The organism is Flagellimonas sediminis (assembly GCF_010500845.1).
GTDB classification, from domain to species: Bacteria; Bacteroidota; Bacteroidia; order Flavobacteriales; family Flavobacteriaceae; genus Flagellimonas; species Flagellimonas sediminis.
Genome location: NZ_JAAAMI010000005.1, coordinates 201,206 through 216,871 on the forward strand (window position 1 = coordinate 201,206; position 15,666 = coordinate 216,871).

A 15,666-nucleotide genomic window follows, 5' to 3' on the forward strand; every position below is an offset into this window, starting at 1 on the left:
TATTTACGAAAACCCTTATGTGATGAAAATAGTAAAAAAAATAGCAATTGCCCTATTGGTCGTTTTGATCGGCATGCAGTTTTTCCGACCTGAAAAGAATCAGGCAGAAGGCGATTATGTGGCTGCTTTTGTTGCCGAGACACAACCGAGTCCCGAGGTTCAGGGCATTTTAAAATCAGCCTGTTATGATTGTCACAGTGCCAACACCAATTATCCATGGTACAGCAATGTGGCGCCGATTTCCTATTGGTTGGCCGACCACATTGAAGAGGGCAAGGAGCATTTGAACTTTTCGGATTGGACCAACTATACCGACAAAAAGAAGGACCACAAATTGGAAGAATTGGTAGAGGAAGTCAAAGAAGGGGAAATGCCCCTAAACGAGTACACTTGGACCCATGCCGATGCCCGTTTGACCCAGGAACAGATCACCGCTTTGTTGACTTGGGCCCAAGAAACTAGGAAAAAGTACTAAAAAGTTGCTCCACCAAGGGTGGAACACCAGCTACGGCCGTTTTTGGAATAATGGTCAGGTTGCCAAAATCCGATGCCCGGACGGTGGGCCTTGGATCGATAAAATAAATGGGTGTATGGCGGTCCACATAATGGATCAGACTTGCCGCCGGATACACTTGCATGGAAGTACCGACAATGATCAAAATATCGGCTTGTTGTGTAATTTGGGCCGCGGTTTGCAACAAAGGCACCATTTCACCAAACCAAACAATATGTGGTCGCAATTGATGGCCGTGAGGATCGGTATCGCCTAAAACCAAGTCTTTTTTCCACTCCAAAATATGGTTTTCATCCCTGCTACTGCGCACCTTGAACAGTTCCCCATGCAAATGTACCACATGGGTGCTTCCGGCCTGTTCATGAAGGTTATCGATATTTTGGGTCACAATGCTCACATCAAATTGGGCTTCGAGTTCGGCAAGGGCCAGATGTCCTTGGTTCGGGCTTACTTCCAATAACTGTCGTCGCCGTTGGTTATAAAACTCCAGTACCAATTCCGGATTGCGTGCAAAACCTTGGGGTGAGGCCACTTCCATCACGTCATGGCCCTCCCAAAGCCCATCGGCATCGCGAAAGGTTTTCAATCCGCTTTCGGCGCTCATTCCCGCTCCGGTTAAAACAACGATTTTTGGCTTGGGCATGGTCAAAAAGCGATTTAATTGGTCAAAAATGTCCTGACATCTGTGGCTAACTTGATCAAATCCGGTTCGTGAGTGTACATCATGTGGCCTGCCTCATAATAGAACATCTGTATCTTTTCACGTTCAATACCATTTCGGGAAAATGTATACTCGGCATCGAAGAAAGGACAGATCAGATCATAATATCCATTGGCCACCATCACTTTCATGCCGGTATTGCGCCTCATCGTTTCGCTTAATTTGCGGGTCACGTTCACATAGGAAGGCTCCCAACCCTGGCCATCGGGTACCGGTTTCCAATTCCATTTGCCATAAATGGCCCCGTTACTGGTTAAATAGGGCCGATCCATTTTAATATTGAGGTCTGTGGCAAAGTAATGGTTCAGAGCGGCGGTGTAGGCCGAACTGATCTGATAGCTGGCCGGATCGCCCAAGTGGGGGCCATCGGAAAGTTTGTCCACTTCGTCACCCATAAAACGACCGTCCAACCGCCCAACGGCAAGTCCTTCATCGGCCAATAACTGTTTTTGGAACCGGGGCATCAATACCCTCAAATTTGATTTGAGAATGTAGGCCTTTTCCAGGCCCATAAAGTAACTGAGTTGTTCGGCAATGTTATCTTTTTCGGTAGCTGATAGCAACGATCCTTTGTACAAAGCAGGGGCATAGGTGTTGTAGGTGAAATTACGACATTCCTGCACAAAGGCATCCAAGGATTTGCCCTGTCCCGTTTTTTTGTGGTACCAAGCGGTGGCCGCCATACTGGGCAGATAGGTCAGGTAGGAGGTAATATTGTCGTGTTCCGATGTGGAGCCTGCATAATCCAATGCCTGCGAAATCAAGATCAGGCCATTGAGTGCCATATTCTGGCCCCCACCTTCCAGGGCATTGGCCACTCCGGCCGCCCTTGTGGTACCAAAACTTTCCCCGATGATGTATTTGGGCGACATCCAGCGGTTGTTCTCGGTTGCCCAGTGTCGCATAAACTGGGCCACGGAATTGGCGTCTTGGGTGAGTCCCCAAAAGTCTTCGACCTTGCCTTTCCCGATAACCTTGCTGTACCCGGTCCCCACGGGATCGATGAATACCAGATCGGTAAGATCGAGAATACCGTGTGTGTTTGTTACCATGGTATAGGGCGCGGCCCCGTCATCCTTGGTGGCATCGGAGTCCACTTTCACCAATTTGGGACCGAACATTCCCATTTGCAACCACATGGATGCCGAACCAGGCCCACCGTTGAACACAAAGGTCACCGGGCGTTTGGTGGTGTCCGTAGTTCCCGTTTGTACATACGCCACTGACCACAATGAAGCCACAGGTTCCCCTGATTTGTTCTTTAAATAGGTTTCCGAGGCAACGGCTTTGTATTTGATCAATTTGCCACCATTCATGATTTGGTGATTGGAGACAAAGACTTTCGGTTCTGGAATGCTAGTGGAATCGGTGATTTTATCCTGTGCTGTAACGAACAAAGAAAGCAGCAAGCATGAAACGAGGGTGGATAGTTTTCCCATAGTGTGGTTTGTTTGCCTAAATATAGAAAAAGCAATGGTCTCGAATCCATTTTGGTAGCTATCAAAATGAACCGTACAGTGGCATTTTATGTGAGGAGAAGTTTATTCGAGGTCCGAATCGGTTATGGTCAACCGATATTCAAATCGGTTCGTTTCCGGTTCGGTCAACACCCAGGCTGCATCATCGATGGGGTCTTGGGAATAGACCAGCACGTAATCGGTACCGGTCAATACGTACAATTTAATGGCACTGAAGAGCTCAGAGTCCGCAGGTGTAATGGGACTGGAAACTGGATTGAGACTACTTCCGATGGAAAACCGGGATTGGTTCTCCACGGCTATAAAGTTGTCGTTCTCGGACAAATAAAATAAGTCAGTGGTAGTGGCATTTTGAAGAAGGTAGTTGGTCTCAAAACCTGAGATTTCTTCTTCGTCACATTGAAACGCCAACAGAAAGGGCACCAGGAGCAAAAGCAGTTTCTTTTTCATAACCATTTAATTTACATAGCACAGGAAATATACGCTATTATAGTTTTCGATTTACAATGGGTAAGTTTAAGAGATGGTTAATTATGCGCAGATGTCTGGGAGTTAGGTAGATGCATGTAACGCCATCAAACGATTTGTTATGGCCATAAGTGTATTCCTCATCATTCCTTACTTTGGATTTCATTTTCCAGATCAGCGATCAAACTCTGATATTCGGCCTCCAGACTTTCCCCTTTGGTGATCACCACGTTCATTTTGTTGAGCAGCAAAATGTACATATTCTTGAGTCGTTGCGAATCGAAGGTTTCACGATAAAGAGCGCTATCCTTTTGTTTTTCCGCTGGGGTTCGTTTTCGGATTTTGGCCAAGATGGAAGGGTCAATACTTAGATTTTCGATGAAATTTTTTTCCAAATGGTCTTTCGTGAATTCGGTTACCTCATCTTCAATTTCTTGGTAATCGGCCACTCTATCGTACAATTTGGAAATTCTATTGCGCAACGAATCGTTGGTGATGATCTCAATTTTACCGGAATTGATGATGGCATTGTAAATTCCGGTGGAGGGGTCGAACGTATAATTCTCCACATTGGTGGTGATCAAGGAATCCAGATATACCAGTTTCCGGTTGGACACATCGGAGAAAAGCACTTCTTGCAGGCTTCGGTTTCTATGGACCTGCGCCTCTAAAATAAGGTCCAACTCGTCCAAATTGATTTTGATCGACTCATGCAGACTTTTTAAGGTTTGCAGCTCCGCCTTTCGCAATTGTTGGTTTTCGTTCCAGTTGTTGATGCGCAGAGCGATCAATATTCCAAGGACCACCAGGAGGATTTCACCCAAGGCATAGATCACATACTTGCAAAGTTTGCTTTCCGCAATCAACCCTTGTCTTATTTTTCTAAAAAGTTTCATTGACTATTTTTTTACATCCAATGGTGAACCACGTGTTTATATGAATATAAAGCACATCTATATGTACCCAAATTGGCACAAAATCTTCTAAAACCCAACTTTTACAAAAATTTCTATCTTGTGCACCATGATGGATCTCGATCTTTTGGCCTATTTGGAAGGATACCTTACCGAGGAGCGCAAACAGCGGTTTTTGGAGGTGTTAAAGCTTCGTACACGGCACATTACCGTTGCCATTGAAGATGTCTTCCAAATGCACAATACCAGTGCTATTATCCGCAGTTGTGATGTGTTCGGGGTGCAGGAAGTGCATGTAGTGGAGGACCGTTTCGCCAGAATGCTGGATAAGAACATTGCCATGGGCGCTGAAAAATGGGTAGATGTGTATAAATACCACAACTCTACTGCTTGCATGGCTGCCTTGAAAAAACAAGGATATCAAATTATTGCCACCACACCACATGACAACTCCACGCTGTTATCCGATTTTTTCCCGGACCAAAAGTCGGCCCTATTTTTTGGCACGGAAAAAGGGGGTTTAAGTGACGAGGTTATGCAACAGGCCGACGGATTCCTTAAAATTCCCATGGTCGGCTTTTCGGAAAGCTTGAACGTTTCCGTAGCGGCGGCTATCATCATCCAAGAGGTGGCACATAAAGTAAGGACCTCCCAACTGGATTGGTGCCTGACCGACGACGAAATCCTTGAAAAGCGATTGGACTGGACGAAAAAATCCATTCAACATGTAAAAGGCATCATCAAAAGGTATTATGCCGACTGAGGATTTTTTGTATTTTTAGCTGTAAACCAATTCGTTACCGTTATGTTGTTCCTGTATATCCTCTTGGGGCTTGTAGTGCTCATCCTGATTTTGGCCGCCCTTGCGCCTAAAACGTATGATGTTTCGCGATCTGTTGAAATTGCCAAGCCTAAATCTGAAGTTTTTCAGCAATTAAAGTATTTAAAAAAGCAGGATGAATGGAGTCCGTGGGCCAGACGGGATCCCAACATGGAGCAAAAGTTTACGGGTACCGATGGCGAGGTAGGGGCGATCAGCTATTGGAACGGAAACAAGGAAGTTGGGGAAGGGGAGCAGGAAATTACCAAAATTGCGGACGGGGAACGGGTTGAGACCCAACTCCGATTTCTGAAACCTTGGAAATCTACATCGGATGCTTATTTGATCTCTGAGGCGTTGGATGACAACCATACCAAGGTGATTTGGGGATTTTCAGGCAAGAACAAGTTTCCCATGAGTATTATGATGTTGTTCATGAACATGGATAAAATAATCGGGAAAGACTTTGAGGAAGGCCTGTCCAATTTGAAAAATATTTTGGAAAAATAACGGGAATCTACTGCTCCAACAGTTCCAAAAGGGCGGTATCAAAGTCATTTTCCAATACCACTTTACCGTTGGTGACCATTACTTCGGTCTCGGAATAGGTGTCGAACAGCTTAGTGCCATCACCAAAGAATCCTTTTACGGAAAGCGACTTTTTGCCTTTGGGCAGGTCCAATCCCACCACCACTTTGTCCTTGTATTCGTCTTCCATATAGGTTCTGGAGAATACATAAGGAGCCTTGGTCAAGATTTTATGTTTGCCAGCTCCAATGGAGGGGTGATTTCTTCGGAATTGCCCCAATTTTTGCCAGTGTTTGTGTATTTTCTGGATTTCGGGAACCGTGTCCAAGTCCTTCCAGTTCATGAACGAACGGAGGTTGGCATCACCTTCGGCACCTTCCACGATCAATGGCCTTGAGGTTTCATCCCCATAATAAATTTGGGAGGCCCCAGGTGTCAACAATAGCACATTGGCTGCCCTATATGGTTTTTTACGTTCACGATCGAACGGTGCGCCATCATCATGGGAGGAAAGGTAGTTCAGGACACTCTTTCCTTTTAATTTGGTATTCAGGAGGTTACTGTATTTCGTAAAAATGGACTCATAGGTGTTGTTGGCATCACTCTTCAACTCAAAATTGATGAGGCTTTTGAAGCCATATCCGAAGAAATCCACCTTTCTGTCCCCAAAATCGTAATCACGTCCGCCAGAAATGCCATAATTGTATACCTCACCAACCATATAGAAAGGGTTTTCATCCAAAATCTTGTCTTGATGTTTCTTCTTCCACATGTCGAAGGCATAACAGGCTTCTTTGTAAAGGTCTCCCCAAGCATTTTCGTTCACGTGCTTTACGGTATCCACCCGAAAGCCGTCCACGCCATAATCGTTAATATAATCTGTCAACCATTTGATGATGTAATATCTTGGTGCCCTTGGGTAATTGGTACGTTCAAAAAACAAGTTTAGCTCGTCCAATTCCTTGCTTAACCTACCTTCATCTTTCCATTTGGCCAAAAGGGCATCGGGCAATTCCACAGGCTCATCGGATTCGGTCAGGATATCTGGCAGGTTGGCCACCAAGGTACATTCCGTGGTGTTTTCATACGTGGTGAATTCACAGGTAGGGCCAGTCCTTACCCAATCATCGGGCCAAACAGGGTCCTTATCGGTCACAGGTCCGGTATGGTTCAATACTACATCCAAAAGGATACGTATTCCTTTACCGTGGGCTACTTTGACCAAATTGGCCAAATCTTTTTTCGTTCCAAAATTAGGGTCCATGGAAGTCCAGTCCTTGGTCCAATAACCATGATAACCGTAAGTATTGCCAGTGCCTTCGTTTGTGGCACCATGAATTTGTTCTACAATGGGTGTCAACCAAATGGCATTTACGCCCAAATCGGTAAAATATCCTTCTTCTATTTTTTGAATGATGCCTTGGATGTCGCCGCCTTCAAATCCGCGTAAGACCCCAGTTTCTTCGGTACGGTCAAAATTTACATCGTTTTTGGGGTTGCCATTGTTGAAACGATCGGTCAACAAAAAATATACATTGGCCCCTTCCCAAACAAAGGGAACCTCTTTTTTGGGTTCTTGTAGTTCTGCTACCTGCACTGTTGTCTCTTCTTGCTTTGGAACTTCCTTACATCCTGAAAATAGGGGTATCATGGACATGACGACAAGTAGTTTTTTCATGAATTGGGATTTTGTCTAAAGCTATAAAATGAATATGGAATTCGAAAATTTATTTATAGCCGGGTCACGGAGACCACTATGCCTTCAACCCTTTTACTGTTTTCTGTTCAGCACCTTGTATTCTTCATAACAGCTTGAGATGGCGTCCAAAATCTGGAGGTCGTTCGCTGTAGTGATGAAGGATTTGGAGTAGTTGCAATTGTTCAAAATGTCCTCAATATCCACTTTTTCCAACTGGAGAAGTTCCATCAAGGTTTCCCGGTCAAATTTGGACGCCAAAAGGTCACGGATGTTATCATCTTCCTTAATTTGGCGAAGTTTCCGCATTTGCCTGGGCTTTTTCCCAAAAAGGTTCCGCAGCAGGTCCGCTGGATTGAGAATGGCTCCCAAAACCTTGGTCACCGCGCTGGGATTTTTGCTTCCCGCCTCATAACTGGTAGGCAATCCTGAAATGCTATATTGTTGGGAATTGTTGATGGGCAGGTTCTTTACATCTATTTCGAGATAACCTGTAAGTTGATATGGTCTAACGATCACTTCTTCTAGGGCGTAAGCCAATTCTGTTAGGGCAATTTTGGTATCCCCAAACCTGAACATGTCATTTGTGACCCGTACTTTTTGTGTCTTGAAACCGAGGTAGGACAAGTAAAGGGTATCATTCACGGCCGCCGAAATGGTAAACCTTCCATTTTGGTCCGTAATGGTTCCCTTTACCAGGTTCAGGTTGATGACGTGCACACTTTCCAAGGGAAAATCCGTTTGTGCATTGACAACCGTGGCCGTAATATCCCTTATTTCCTGATTTTCTTCCTCAGTTTGGGCAAAGCCCATAAGGGAGACCAAGAAAAAAAATGTTAGTAGAATTCTTCTCATGCAATCTTTGTAGGTATAAATGTACTAAACAAAGAAAAATAAACAGGATCCCGCTATGATTTAATATAGAATTAACTAATAAAAACCAGGTCTCTTTTTACCTCCCTTTTTGGCAAAATTTCCTTTTTTGCCACTTTTGAAAGGCTTGTTGCCCCTGTCTTTGCGACCACCGCCTTGATAGCCTCCTCCTTTTCTACCGCTACGTTTTTTGCCACCGCCTTTGCCGCCGCCGCCTCCTGGCTTGGTGGATACTTCAACGTTTATAAAGCGTCCGTCAACCTTAAATTCGGTAAAGGTTTGGATGATAAGTTCGGTAAGCTGTGCATCAGTATTGAAGAAGGAAAAACTGTCCTTGGTATCCACATTGTAGATGTCTTCTTTTTCCAGATTTAAGGTATCGCGAAGAAAATCCTTTAAAGACATCCAATCGTAACCATCACGCTCTCCAATGTTGATGAAATAACGCACAGATCCCTCCGATGGAAGATCGTCCTTGGAGAAATCTTCCCGGTCGCCTCTTTCTTTCCCGCCTTCGGAAGAATTCAGGTCTTTGGTCTTGCTGTAGTAGTTATAGAATTGGGTGAATTCCACGGAAACCATTTTTTTGATCAATTCGTCACGGTCAATGCCATCCAACACATCATAAATGGCGGGTAGGTAACTGTCTATTTCCTTATTGATCTTGGTGTCCTTTATCTTATTGGCCAAATGGTACAACTGGATCTCACATATTTCAATTCCTGAGGGAATTTGTTTTTGTATGAATTCCTGCTTGATCTTACTTTCTATGGATCTTATCTTCCTTATTTCTGAACGTGTTACGATGACCATGGAAATACCTGATTTCCCGGCCCTACCGGTCCTGCCACTTCGGTGGGTGTAGGTTTCGATCTCATCAGGAAGCTGATAATTGATAACGTGGGTGATATCATCCACATCGATGCCACGTGCGGCCACATCGGTGGCAACAAGCATCTGTACCTGTTTCTTTCTAAAGGCGTTCATCACCAAATCCCTTTGGTTTTGGCTTAGATCCCCATGCAGTGCACCTGCATTGTAACCATCCTCGATCAACTTTTCGGCCACTTTTTGGGTATCGCGTTTGGTACGACAGAAAACCACTGAAAATATTCCGGGGTTGGCATCGGCCAAGCGTTTAAGGGCGGAGTAGCGATCTCTTCCTCCAACGGTATAATATTCGTGTTGTACGGTGGCGGCTCCTGCATTTTTGGTTCCCACGGTAATCTCAACGGGATTATCCATGAATTTTTTGGCAATGGAAGCCACTTCTTTGGGCATAGTGGCCGAGAAGAGCCAAGTTAATTTTTCTTCAGGGGTGTTGGACAAAATATCCTTGATGTCCTCATAAAAGCCCATGTTCAACATTTCATCGGCCTCATCGAGAACGCAATAATCAATTTTGGAAATATCGACCATTCCTCGGCCGATCATATCTTTCATACGACCTGGGGTGGCCACAACGATCTGCGCTCCTCTTTTGATCTGGCTTGCCTGTTCGGTAATGCTCGCGCCACCATAAATGGCAACTACGTTCAATCCTTTAAGGTATTTGGAGTATAGTTTGATTTCATTTGTGATCTGCAAGCAGAGTTCACGGGTAGGGGAAAGGATCAATCCCTGCGTAGTTCTGCTCTCCACATTGATTTTTTGGATCATCGGGAAACCGAATGCTGCGGTCTTTCCTGTTCCGGTCTGCGCCAAGGCCACCAAATCGGTGTCTCGCTCCAATAAAATGGGGATTGCTTTTTCTTGTACTTCTGATGGAGTTTCAAATCCTAGGTCGGAAATAGCGTCCAATAAGGGTTGGTTCAACCCCAAGGTTTCAAATTTTGTCATAATGGTATATACCTTTGATCGCAAATATGTTGTGTTGCATAGAGCGGTTTTAGTATATCCCAGTAGCCCATCGCAACACCTTGCCCATACCGGCGGCGTTAATAAAGCGGCAAAGGTACGCTAAATATGATCAGTGGGATCTAAGAAGGCGAGTTTTTTAAGAAAGCGACCAATTTTGCCACGGCTCTTCCCCTGTGACTTATCGCATTTTTGGTCCCGGGTGGGAGTTCGCCAAAGGTTTGGTCATAACCGAATGGCATGAAAATAGGGTCGTATCCGAAACCACCTTCCCCATGCTGACCATGTGTAATTTCGCCTTCTACAATACCTTCAAATAAATGTGGCAAACCGTTCCAATTTAAATGGATAACGGTTTTGAACTGGGCCCTTCGGTTTCTTTGTCCTTTCAGCTCATTCAGGACCTTGGCCATATTGTCCTGGGAATTTTTGCCTTCACCTGCATATCGGGCCGAAAAAACACCAGGCCTACCGTCCAATGCATCGATCAATAGTCCGGTATCATCCGAAAAGCAGTTGAAACCATAGGTTTGGGTCACAAAATCAGCCTTGATCTTCGCATTTTCTTCCAAAGTGGACCCTGTCTCCGGAATTTCATCAAAACAGTTGATGTCATTCAGGGACAAAAGTTCAATGGAATCGGGAAGGAGCTGCTTTACTTCCCGCAGTTTATGGTCGTTATGGGTGGCAAAAACAAGTTTCAAATCGTATTGGCTTCAATTGAAATTCAAAAGTACTAATTTCGCCCTACAACAATTTTAGAATGAAATTTAAAGTACCTCCTGCTTTGGTCATGCTGGTTTTTGGTGGATTGATGTACCTCTTGGCCCAATTTCTCCCAATAGGGGAGTTCGATTTTTTTGGCAGGAAGGAACTTTCCTATGGACTGTTGGCACTTGGGCTTTTGGTGATCCTGATATCCATTGTGCAATTCCTGGCGAAAAAGACTACCACCGATCCTTTGGCCCCCCAAAAAACCACCACATTGGTCACCAATGGCATCTATACCTATACCCGCAACCCCATGTATTTAGGGATGCTCCTGTTTTTACTCGCTTTAGGCCTTCAACTTGGAAACGCCTTTAATTCCCTTTTGGCGGCAGGTTTTGTATCCTATATGAACCAATTTCAAATTAAAAGCGAAGAGCAACATTTGGAAGCCAAATTTGGAAAGGAGTACCGAATCTATAGCAAACTGACAAGGCGTTGGTTCTGAATTGCAAACTTGTAGAAATTCCGTTTTTGGGTGCTATTTAAAACAATTTGAAAGCGTTTTTTGATTTATCCACAATTCTGTAAGGTTTTTAAAAAGATGCGATTACAAGCAATGAATTAATATGTAATTTTACACTTTAATTTTTTTTGAAGCGATTCATGGTGGAAGCTGGACGAAAATATGTTTTCGATTTTGATAGCACTCTTACCCGGGTAGAGGCATTGGATGTTTTGGCGGAAATGACCTTGCAGGGCAACCCGAAAAGGGATGAAATCGTGAAGGAAATCCAGAAAATCACCAATTTGGGGATAGATGGGGATATTTCCTTTACTGAGTCGTTGGAGCGGAGGATACGATTATTGAATGCCAACAAAGCCGATCTTCAAAACCTTGTTGCCGAACTTCGTCAAAAAATATCCCGTTCCATAGCGGCCAATAAAGAATTCTTCCATGAATTTTCAGAAGACATCTATGTGATTTCCTGTGGGTTCAAGGAATTTATCGATCCTATTGTTAAAGAGTACAACATCCCTTCCGATAGGGTATATGCCAATACTTTCAAATTTGATGAGGAAGGTAACATCATCGGTTTTGATGAGACCAACGTACTGGCGGCCCACAACGGAAAAATTGAATGTTTGAAAAGATTGGATCTGGACGGAGAGGTTCAGGTCATTGGCGATGGTTATAGCGATTATGTGATGCGCGAGGCCGGTATCGCCCATAAGTTTTTTGCCTACACTGAAAATGTGCACCGTGAAAAAGCGGCAAGTAATGCCGACCACGTGGCACCTAACCTAGATGAATTTTTATTTGTGAACGATTTACCAAGAAACCTGTCATATCCCAAAAATAGAATCAAGATCCTTTTGCTTGAAAATGTGCATCCCGCTGCTTTTCAAAACCTATCCGAGGAAGGTTTTTCCGTGGAATTGGTAAAGCATAGCTTGTCCGAGGATGAACTTATCGAGCGTTTAAAAGGCGTTCATGTTTTGGGTATCCGTTCCAAGACCCAGGTGACCAAAAAAGTGTTGGACGCTGCCAACAAATTGATGGTAATCGGTGCTTTCTGTATAGGAACCACCCAAATTGACCTTGATTACAGCAGGAAAAAGGGAGTGGTGGTTTTCAATGCGCCGTACAGCAACACCCGTTCAGTGGTGGAGCTTGCCGTAGGGCATATCATCATGCTCATGCGGAACATTTTTACCCGCAGTAGCGAAATCCACAATGGGGAGTGGAACAAAACCGCTTCCAATTCAAGGGAAGTCCGTGGTAAGAACTTGGGTATTGTCGGTTATGGTAATATCGGAAAACAAATGTCCGTTTTGGCCGAGGCAATCGGTATGCGGGTGTATTATTACGATGTGGCCGACCAATTGGCCTTGGGCAATGCCGTAAAATGCAACAGTTTGGAAGATTTGTTATCCGTATCTGATGTGGTGACCCTGCATGTGGATGACAACAAGGCAAACAAAAACTTTATCGGGGAACGTGAGATCAACCAGATGAAGGATGGCGCCATGCTCATCAACCTATCCAGAGGTTTTGTAGTGGATATCGACGCTCTTGCCGCCGCATTGAAAAGTGGAAAATTGGGTGGTGCCGCAGTGGATGTTTTTCCAGTGGAGCCTGCAGGAAACGGAGCTTTTGAAACGCCGTTGCAAGGCCTGCCCAACGTAATCTTGACTCCTCATATTGGTGGTAGCACAGAAGAAGCCCAACGTGATATTGCCGAGTTTGTACCCAATAAGATCATGGATTACATGAACTCGGGAACTACGGTAGATTCTGTAAACTTCCCAAATATTAGGTTGCCAAAACAGAACAAGTCGCACCGCTTTTTGCATATCCATAAAAACGTACCGGGCATCATGGCAAAGATCAATGAAGTTTTGGCCAAATACGGCCTTAACATAACCGGACAATACCTTTCAACCGACCCAGAGGTGGGTTATGTGATCACGGACTTGGATCGTGAGTACGACAAAGAGGTGGTGAAGGAACTTAAGAATGTGGAAAACACCATCAAGTTTAGGGTACTTTATTAAAAGATAAAAGACCGCTTCGCTTTAGGTGCAAGAGCAAAGACTTGTCTCTTGATTCTTAAATCTAAAAAATCACTGGTGATGATATGGTTCGTTCCGTAAAATGGTGAACCCGCGGTAAATTTGTTCCACCAAGAACAGCCTTACCATTTGGTGCGAAAAGGTCATTTTGGACAAACTGATTTTTCCTGAACATTTGGCATACACTGCCTCGCTGAATCCATAAGGTCCGCCAATCGCCAAAACCAAGTTTTTGATACCGCTGTTCATTCTTTTCTGGAGGTAATCGGCAAATTCGACAGAAGTGTATTGCTTTCCTTTTTCATCCAAAAGAACAAGGGTGTCCGTAGGTTGCAACTGTGCCAAGATCAGTTCGCCTTCCTTCTCTTTTTGTTGCGCTTCGGAAAGATTTTTACTGTTTTTGATATCGGGGATAATTCGAAATTCAAACTTGATATAGTGCTGTAACCGCTTGGCATATATCGATATAAGTTCTTCCAACTCAGCCCTGTCCGTTTTTCCTATGGCTATCAAAGTTATCTGCATGCCCAAAAATAATGATTCGGGCAAAACAATAAGCATTGAAATAGCATGGACAAGGAGCAATGTTTTTACTATTTTCGTTGAAACCCCAATGGAATGATATCCGAAGAACAATTTAAGAAAGAACTTGATTTGATCATTGCCAACGCTGTCCGTGAAGATGTGGGCGATGGCGACCATAGCTCATTGGCCTGTATTCCGGCCACGGCGACCGGTAGGGCAAAACTTTTGGTGAAGGACGAAGGCATCATTGCCGGGGTAGATTTTGCCCGGATGGTGTTCCGATACATCGACCCCAATTTGAAAATGGAAGTGTTGGTCACAGATGGGAGTCCTGTAAAATATGGGGATGTGGTCTTTTACGTGGAAGGTAGTTCCCAAAGCATACTTAAGGCAGAGCGATTGGTGCTCAATGCCATGCAACGGATGAGCGCCATTGCCACGAAGACCCAGGACTTTGTTTCCCTTTTGGATGGTACCGACACCAAGATTTTGGATACCCGAAAGACCACTCCCGGTATCCGTGCTTTGGAAAAATGGGCGGTGAGGATAGGCGGTGGTGAAAACCATCGATTTGCCCTGTACGACATGATCATGCTCAAGGATAATCATATCGATTTTGCGGGGGGAATTACCAAGGCCATTCAAAAAACGCAACAGTACCTTAAAGAAAAGGGCAAAGATCTTAAGATCATAGTGGAGGCCAGGAACTTGGACGAAGTAGATGAAATCTTGAAATCTCAGGGAATACACCGGATACTTTTGGACAATTTTGATTATGAAGAGACCCGTGAAGCCGTCAAAAGAATTGGGGGTAAATGCCAGACCGAATCTTCAGGCGGGATCAATGAAGAAACCATTAGGCGTTATGCCGAGTGTGGTGTCGATTATATCTCTTCCGGTGCCTTGACACATTCAGTATACAATATGGATCTAAGTTTAAAAGCGGTGTAAATGTCCGAAGCCATTGAAGCCCAATTGGAAAAAATACCCGTGGTCAATTGGATTGCGAGGCTATTGAAAAAAATAAAGCTCAAGGCTTTTGAGGGGATGTCCTTTTATGATCTTATCGAAATGTATTTGATGGGTATTGTGAGGGGGGCGGTTTCCACAAGAGCCAGTTCCATTGCCTTCAGTATCTTTTTGGCTTTGTTCCCACTTTTGATTTTTCTGGTGACACTGATTCCCTTCATCATTCCTTACGTGAGTGTGGGCAACGCCAATTTTGATCACCAGTTTCTGGATTTTCTGGAATCTTTTCTACCATCGGCGACCAGTGAATATTTCGGAGATATTTACCAACAGATCAAAGATCAAAAACAAGGGGGGTTATTGTCCTCAGCCTTTATTTTGTCCATTTTTTTGGTGGCCAACGGGGTGAATGCCATTTTTGGAGGGTTCGAGAATTCCTACCACGTAGAGTTGACGCGCAATTTTTTCCGTCAGTATGCCTATGCTTTAATGGTGGGACTTATTCTGTCCATTCTCCTGATTATTGGTGCTGTGGCCTTCGTTTATTTCGAATTCTATATTGTGGAATACACCAGTGAGTATCTGGGAAAAAAATTAGGATATGATGTGGCAAAAGGTGATTCCGTCGGAATACAAGTAGCTAAAATCTTGTTCTTCTTGTGTCTTTCCTACCTTACTACTGCCATTCTGTATTATTTCGGTACGGCAGAAGGGCGAAAAGCACGGTTTTTTTCTGCAGGTGCCCTGATGACCACCTTACTTTTTTTGTTGACGTCCTATCTGTTCGGTATTTATGTGGAAAAATTTGCCCGATACAACGAGCTCTATGGTGCTTTGGGGGGTCTGTTGATTCTGATGGTTTATATCTGGCTGAATTCCAATATTTTACTATTGGGATTTGAATTGAATGCCACCTTGAATTCTTTAGGTAGGAGACATCGGAAAAACCAAGAGGAGCGAGCCAAAAAACTGGAAGAACAACCACAACAAATCAGTGAGGACCAATAAATGATAAGGT

Annotated in this window: 16 protein-coding genes; 7 read left to right on the forward strand and 9 right to left on the reverse strand. The window is 44.2% G+C overall.

Features of this window, described 5'->3' with window-relative positions; genetic code table 11:
* Positions 1-22: 22 nt before the first annotated feature.
* Entirely contained in the window at positions 23-475 is a 453-nt protein-coding gene (locus GTK07_RS11685) for a heme-binding domain-containing protein (protein WP_163635422.1), read from the forward strand.
* Here the strand turns inward: GTK07_RS11685 and GTK07_RS11690 are convergent.
* The 4 genes from GTK07_RS11690 to GTK07_RS11705 all read right to left on the reverse strand — a co-directional run bounded on the left by GTK07_RS11690 (position 459) and on the right by GTK07_RS11705 (position 4,077).
* On the reverse strand, positions 459-1,157 hold the full coding sequence (locus tag GTK07_RS11690; protein WP_163635423.1) for an SIR2 family NAD-dependent protein deacylase: 699 nt from the start codon (positions 1,155-1,157) through the stop codon (positions 459-461). The genes GTK07_RS11685 and GTK07_RS11690 overlap by 17 nt on opposite strands.
* 14 nt (positions 1,158-1,171) lie before the next feature.
* A complete protein-coding gene (locus tag GTK07_RS11695; protein ID WP_163635424.1) occupies positions 1,172-2,674 on the reverse strand; it encodes a S10 family peptidase in 1,503 nt (500 codons plus the stop codon).
* A 102-nt stretch (positions 2,675-2,776) separates the two neighbouring features.
* Positions 2,777-3,163 carry a hypothetical protein gene (locus GTK07_RS11700; RefSeq protein WP_163635425.1) on the reverse strand — a complete coding sequence of 129 codons (387 nt, stop codon included), beginning with the start codon at positions 3,161-3,163 and terminating at the stop codon, positions 2,777-2,779.
* Positions 3,164-3,324: 161 nt separating this feature from the next.
* Positions 3,325-4,077 (reverse strand): DUF6090 family protein, encoded by a 753-nt coding sequence (locus tag GTK07_RS11705; protein ID WP_163635426.1) that lies wholly within the window; start codon positions 4,075-4,077, stop codon positions 3,325-3,327.
* A gap of 127 nt (positions 4,078-4,204) precedes the next feature.
* Here GTK07_RS11705 and GTK07_RS11710 point away from each other — a divergent pair, with 127 nt between their 5' ends.
* Entirely contained in the window at positions 4,205-4,858 is a 654-nt protein-coding gene (locus GTK07_RS11710) for a TrmH family RNA methyltransferase (protein WP_163635427.1), read from the forward strand.
* A gap of 42 nt (positions 4,859-4,900) precedes the next feature.
* Complete coding sequence (locus GTK07_RS11715) at positions 4,901-5,425, forward strand: SRPBCC family protein (protein WP_163635428.1); 525 nt, start codon at positions 4,901-4,903, stop codon at positions 5,423-5,425.
* A gap of 7 nt (positions 5,426-5,432) precedes the next feature.
* On the opposite strand, the gene GTK07_RS11720 is transcribed toward GTK07_RS11715, so the two are convergent.
* The 4 genes from GTK07_RS11720 to GTK07_RS11735 form a co-directional block, all read right to left on the reverse strand.
* On the reverse strand, positions 5,433-7,121 hold the full coding sequence (locus tag GTK07_RS11720; RefSeq protein ID WP_163635429.1) for an alpha-amylase family glycosyl hydrolase: 1,689 nt from the start codon (positions 7,119-7,121) through the stop codon (positions 5,433-5,435).
* A 93-nt stretch (positions 7,122-7,214) separates the two neighbouring features.
* Positions 7,215-7,994 carry a carboxypeptidase-like regulatory domain-containing protein gene (locus tag GTK07_RS11725; RefSeq protein WP_163635430.1) on the reverse strand — a complete coding sequence of 260 codons (780 nt, stop codon included), beginning with the start codon at positions 7,992-7,994 and terminating at the stop codon, positions 7,215-7,217.
* A gap of 75 nt (positions 7,995-8,069) precedes the next feature.
* A complete protein-coding gene (locus GTK07_RS11730; RefSeq protein WP_163635431.1) occupies positions 8,070-9,851 on the reverse strand; it encodes a DEAD/DEAH box helicase in 1,782 nt (593 codons plus the stop codon).
* A 140-nt stretch (positions 9,852-9,991) separates the two neighbouring features.
* Positions 9,992-10,573: a non-canonical purine NTP diphosphatase gene (locus tag GTK07_RS11735; protein ID WP_163635432.1), complete on the reverse strand. Its 582-nt coding sequence runs from the start codon at positions 10,571-10,573 to the stop codon at positions 9,992-9,994.
* 59 nt (positions 10,574-10,632) lie between these two features.
* On the opposite strand from GTK07_RS11735, the gene GTK07_RS11740 reads away from it, so the two are divergent.
* Positions 10,633-11,085 carry a methyltransferase family protein gene (locus tag GTK07_RS11740; RefSeq protein ID WP_163635433.1) on the forward strand — a complete coding sequence of 151 codons (453 nt, stop codon included), beginning with the start codon at positions 10,633-10,635 and terminating at the stop codon, positions 11,083-11,085.
* A gap of 158 nt (positions 11,086-11,243) precedes the next feature.
* Positions 11,244-13,136, forward strand: a complete 1,893-nt coding sequence (gene serA / locus GTK07_RS11745; RefSeq protein ID WP_163635570.1) for a phosphoglycerate dehydrogenase — start codon at positions 11,244-11,246, stop codon at positions 13,134-13,136.
* A 69-nt stretch (positions 13,137-13,205) separates the two neighbouring features.
* Here the strand turns inward: serA and rlmH are convergent, their stop codons facing one another.
* On the reverse strand, positions 13,206-13,679 hold the full coding sequence (gene rlmH, locus GTK07_RS11750) for a 23S rRNA (pseudouridine(1915)-N(3))-methyltransferase RlmH (protein WP_163635571.1): 474 nt from the start codon (positions 13,677-13,679) through the stop codon (positions 13,206-13,208).
* Positions 13,680-13,772: 93 nt separating this feature from the next.
* On the opposite strand from rlmH, the gene nadC reads away from it, so the two are divergent.
* A complete protein-coding gene (gene nadC, locus GTK07_RS11755) occupies positions 13,773-14,630 on the forward strand; it encodes a carboxylating nicotinate-nucleotide diphosphorylase (RefSeq protein ID WP_163635434.1) in 858 nt (285 codons plus the stop codon).
* Positions 14,631-15,656 (forward strand): YihY/virulence factor BrkB family protein, encoded by a 1,026-nt coding sequence (locus GTK07_RS11760; protein ID WP_163635435.1) that lies wholly within the window; start codon positions 14,631-14,633, stop codon positions 15,654-15,656.
* Positions 15,657-15,666 lie beyond the last annotated feature (10 nt).

What these genes read in the sequence shown, in the direction of transcription:
- GTK07_RS11685 (WP_163635422.1), top strand. Translation starts at nt 23, where the DNA reads ATGAAAATAGTAAAAAAAATAGCAATTGCCCTATTGGTCGTTTTGATC.
- GTK07_RS11690 (WP_163635423.1), bottom strand. Translation starts at nt 1,157, where the DNA reads ATGCCCAAGCCAAAAATCGTTGTTTTAACCGGAGCGGGAATGAGCGCC.
- GTK07_RS11695 (WP_163635424.1), bottom strand. Translation starts at nt 2,674, where the DNA reads ATGGGAAAACTATCCACCCTCGTTTCATGCTTGCTGCTTTCTTTGTTC.
- GTK07_RS11700 (WP_163635425.1), bottom strand. Translation starts at nt 3,163, where the DNA reads ATGAAAAAGAAACTGCTTTTGCTCCTGGTGCCCTTTCTGTTGGCGTTT.
- GTK07_RS11705 (WP_163635426.1), bottom strand. Translation starts at nt 4,077, where the DNA reads ATGAAACTTTTTAGAAAAATAAGACAAGGGTTGATTGCGGAAAGCAAA.
- GTK07_RS11710 (WP_163635427.1), top strand. Translation starts at nt 4,205, where the DNA reads ATGATGGATCTCGATCTTTTGGCCTATTTGGAAGGATACCTTACCGAG.
- GTK07_RS11715 (WP_163635428.1), top strand. Translation starts at nt 4,901, where the DNA reads ATGTTGTTCCTGTATATCCTCTTGGGGCTTGTAGTGCTCATCCTGATT.
- GTK07_RS11720 (WP_163635429.1), bottom strand. Translation starts at nt 7,121, where the DNA reads ATGAAAAAACTACTTGTCGTCATGTCCATGATACCCCTATTTTCAGGA.
- GTK07_RS11725 (WP_163635430.1), bottom strand. Translation starts at nt 7,994, where the DNA reads ATGAGAAGAATTCTACTAACATTTTTTTTCTTGGTCTCCCTTATGGGC.
- GTK07_RS11730 (WP_163635431.1), bottom strand. Translation starts at nt 9,851, where the DNA reads ATGACAAAATTTGAAACCTTGGGGTTGAACCAACCCTTATTGGACGCT.
- GTK07_RS11740 (WP_163635433.1), top strand. Translation starts at nt 10,633, where the DNA reads ATGAAATTTAAAGTACCTCCTGCTTTGGTCATGCTGGTTTTTGGTGGA.
- serA (WP_163635570.1), top strand. Translation starts at nt 11,244, where the DNA reads ATGGTGGAAGCTGGACGAAAATATGTTTTCGATTTTGATAGCACTCTT.
- rlmH (WP_163635571.1), bottom strand. Translation starts at nt 13,679, where the DNA reads ATGCAGATAACTTTGATAGCCATAGGAAAAACGGACAGGGCTGAGTTG.
- nadC (WP_163635434.1), top strand. Translation starts at nt 13,773, where the DNA reads ATGATATCCGAAGAACAATTTAAGAAAGAACTTGATTTGATCATTGCC.
- GTK07_RS11760 (WP_163635435.1), top strand. Translation starts at nt 14,631, where the DNA reads ATGTCCGAAGCCATTGAAGCCCAATTGGAAAAAATACCCGTGGTCAAT.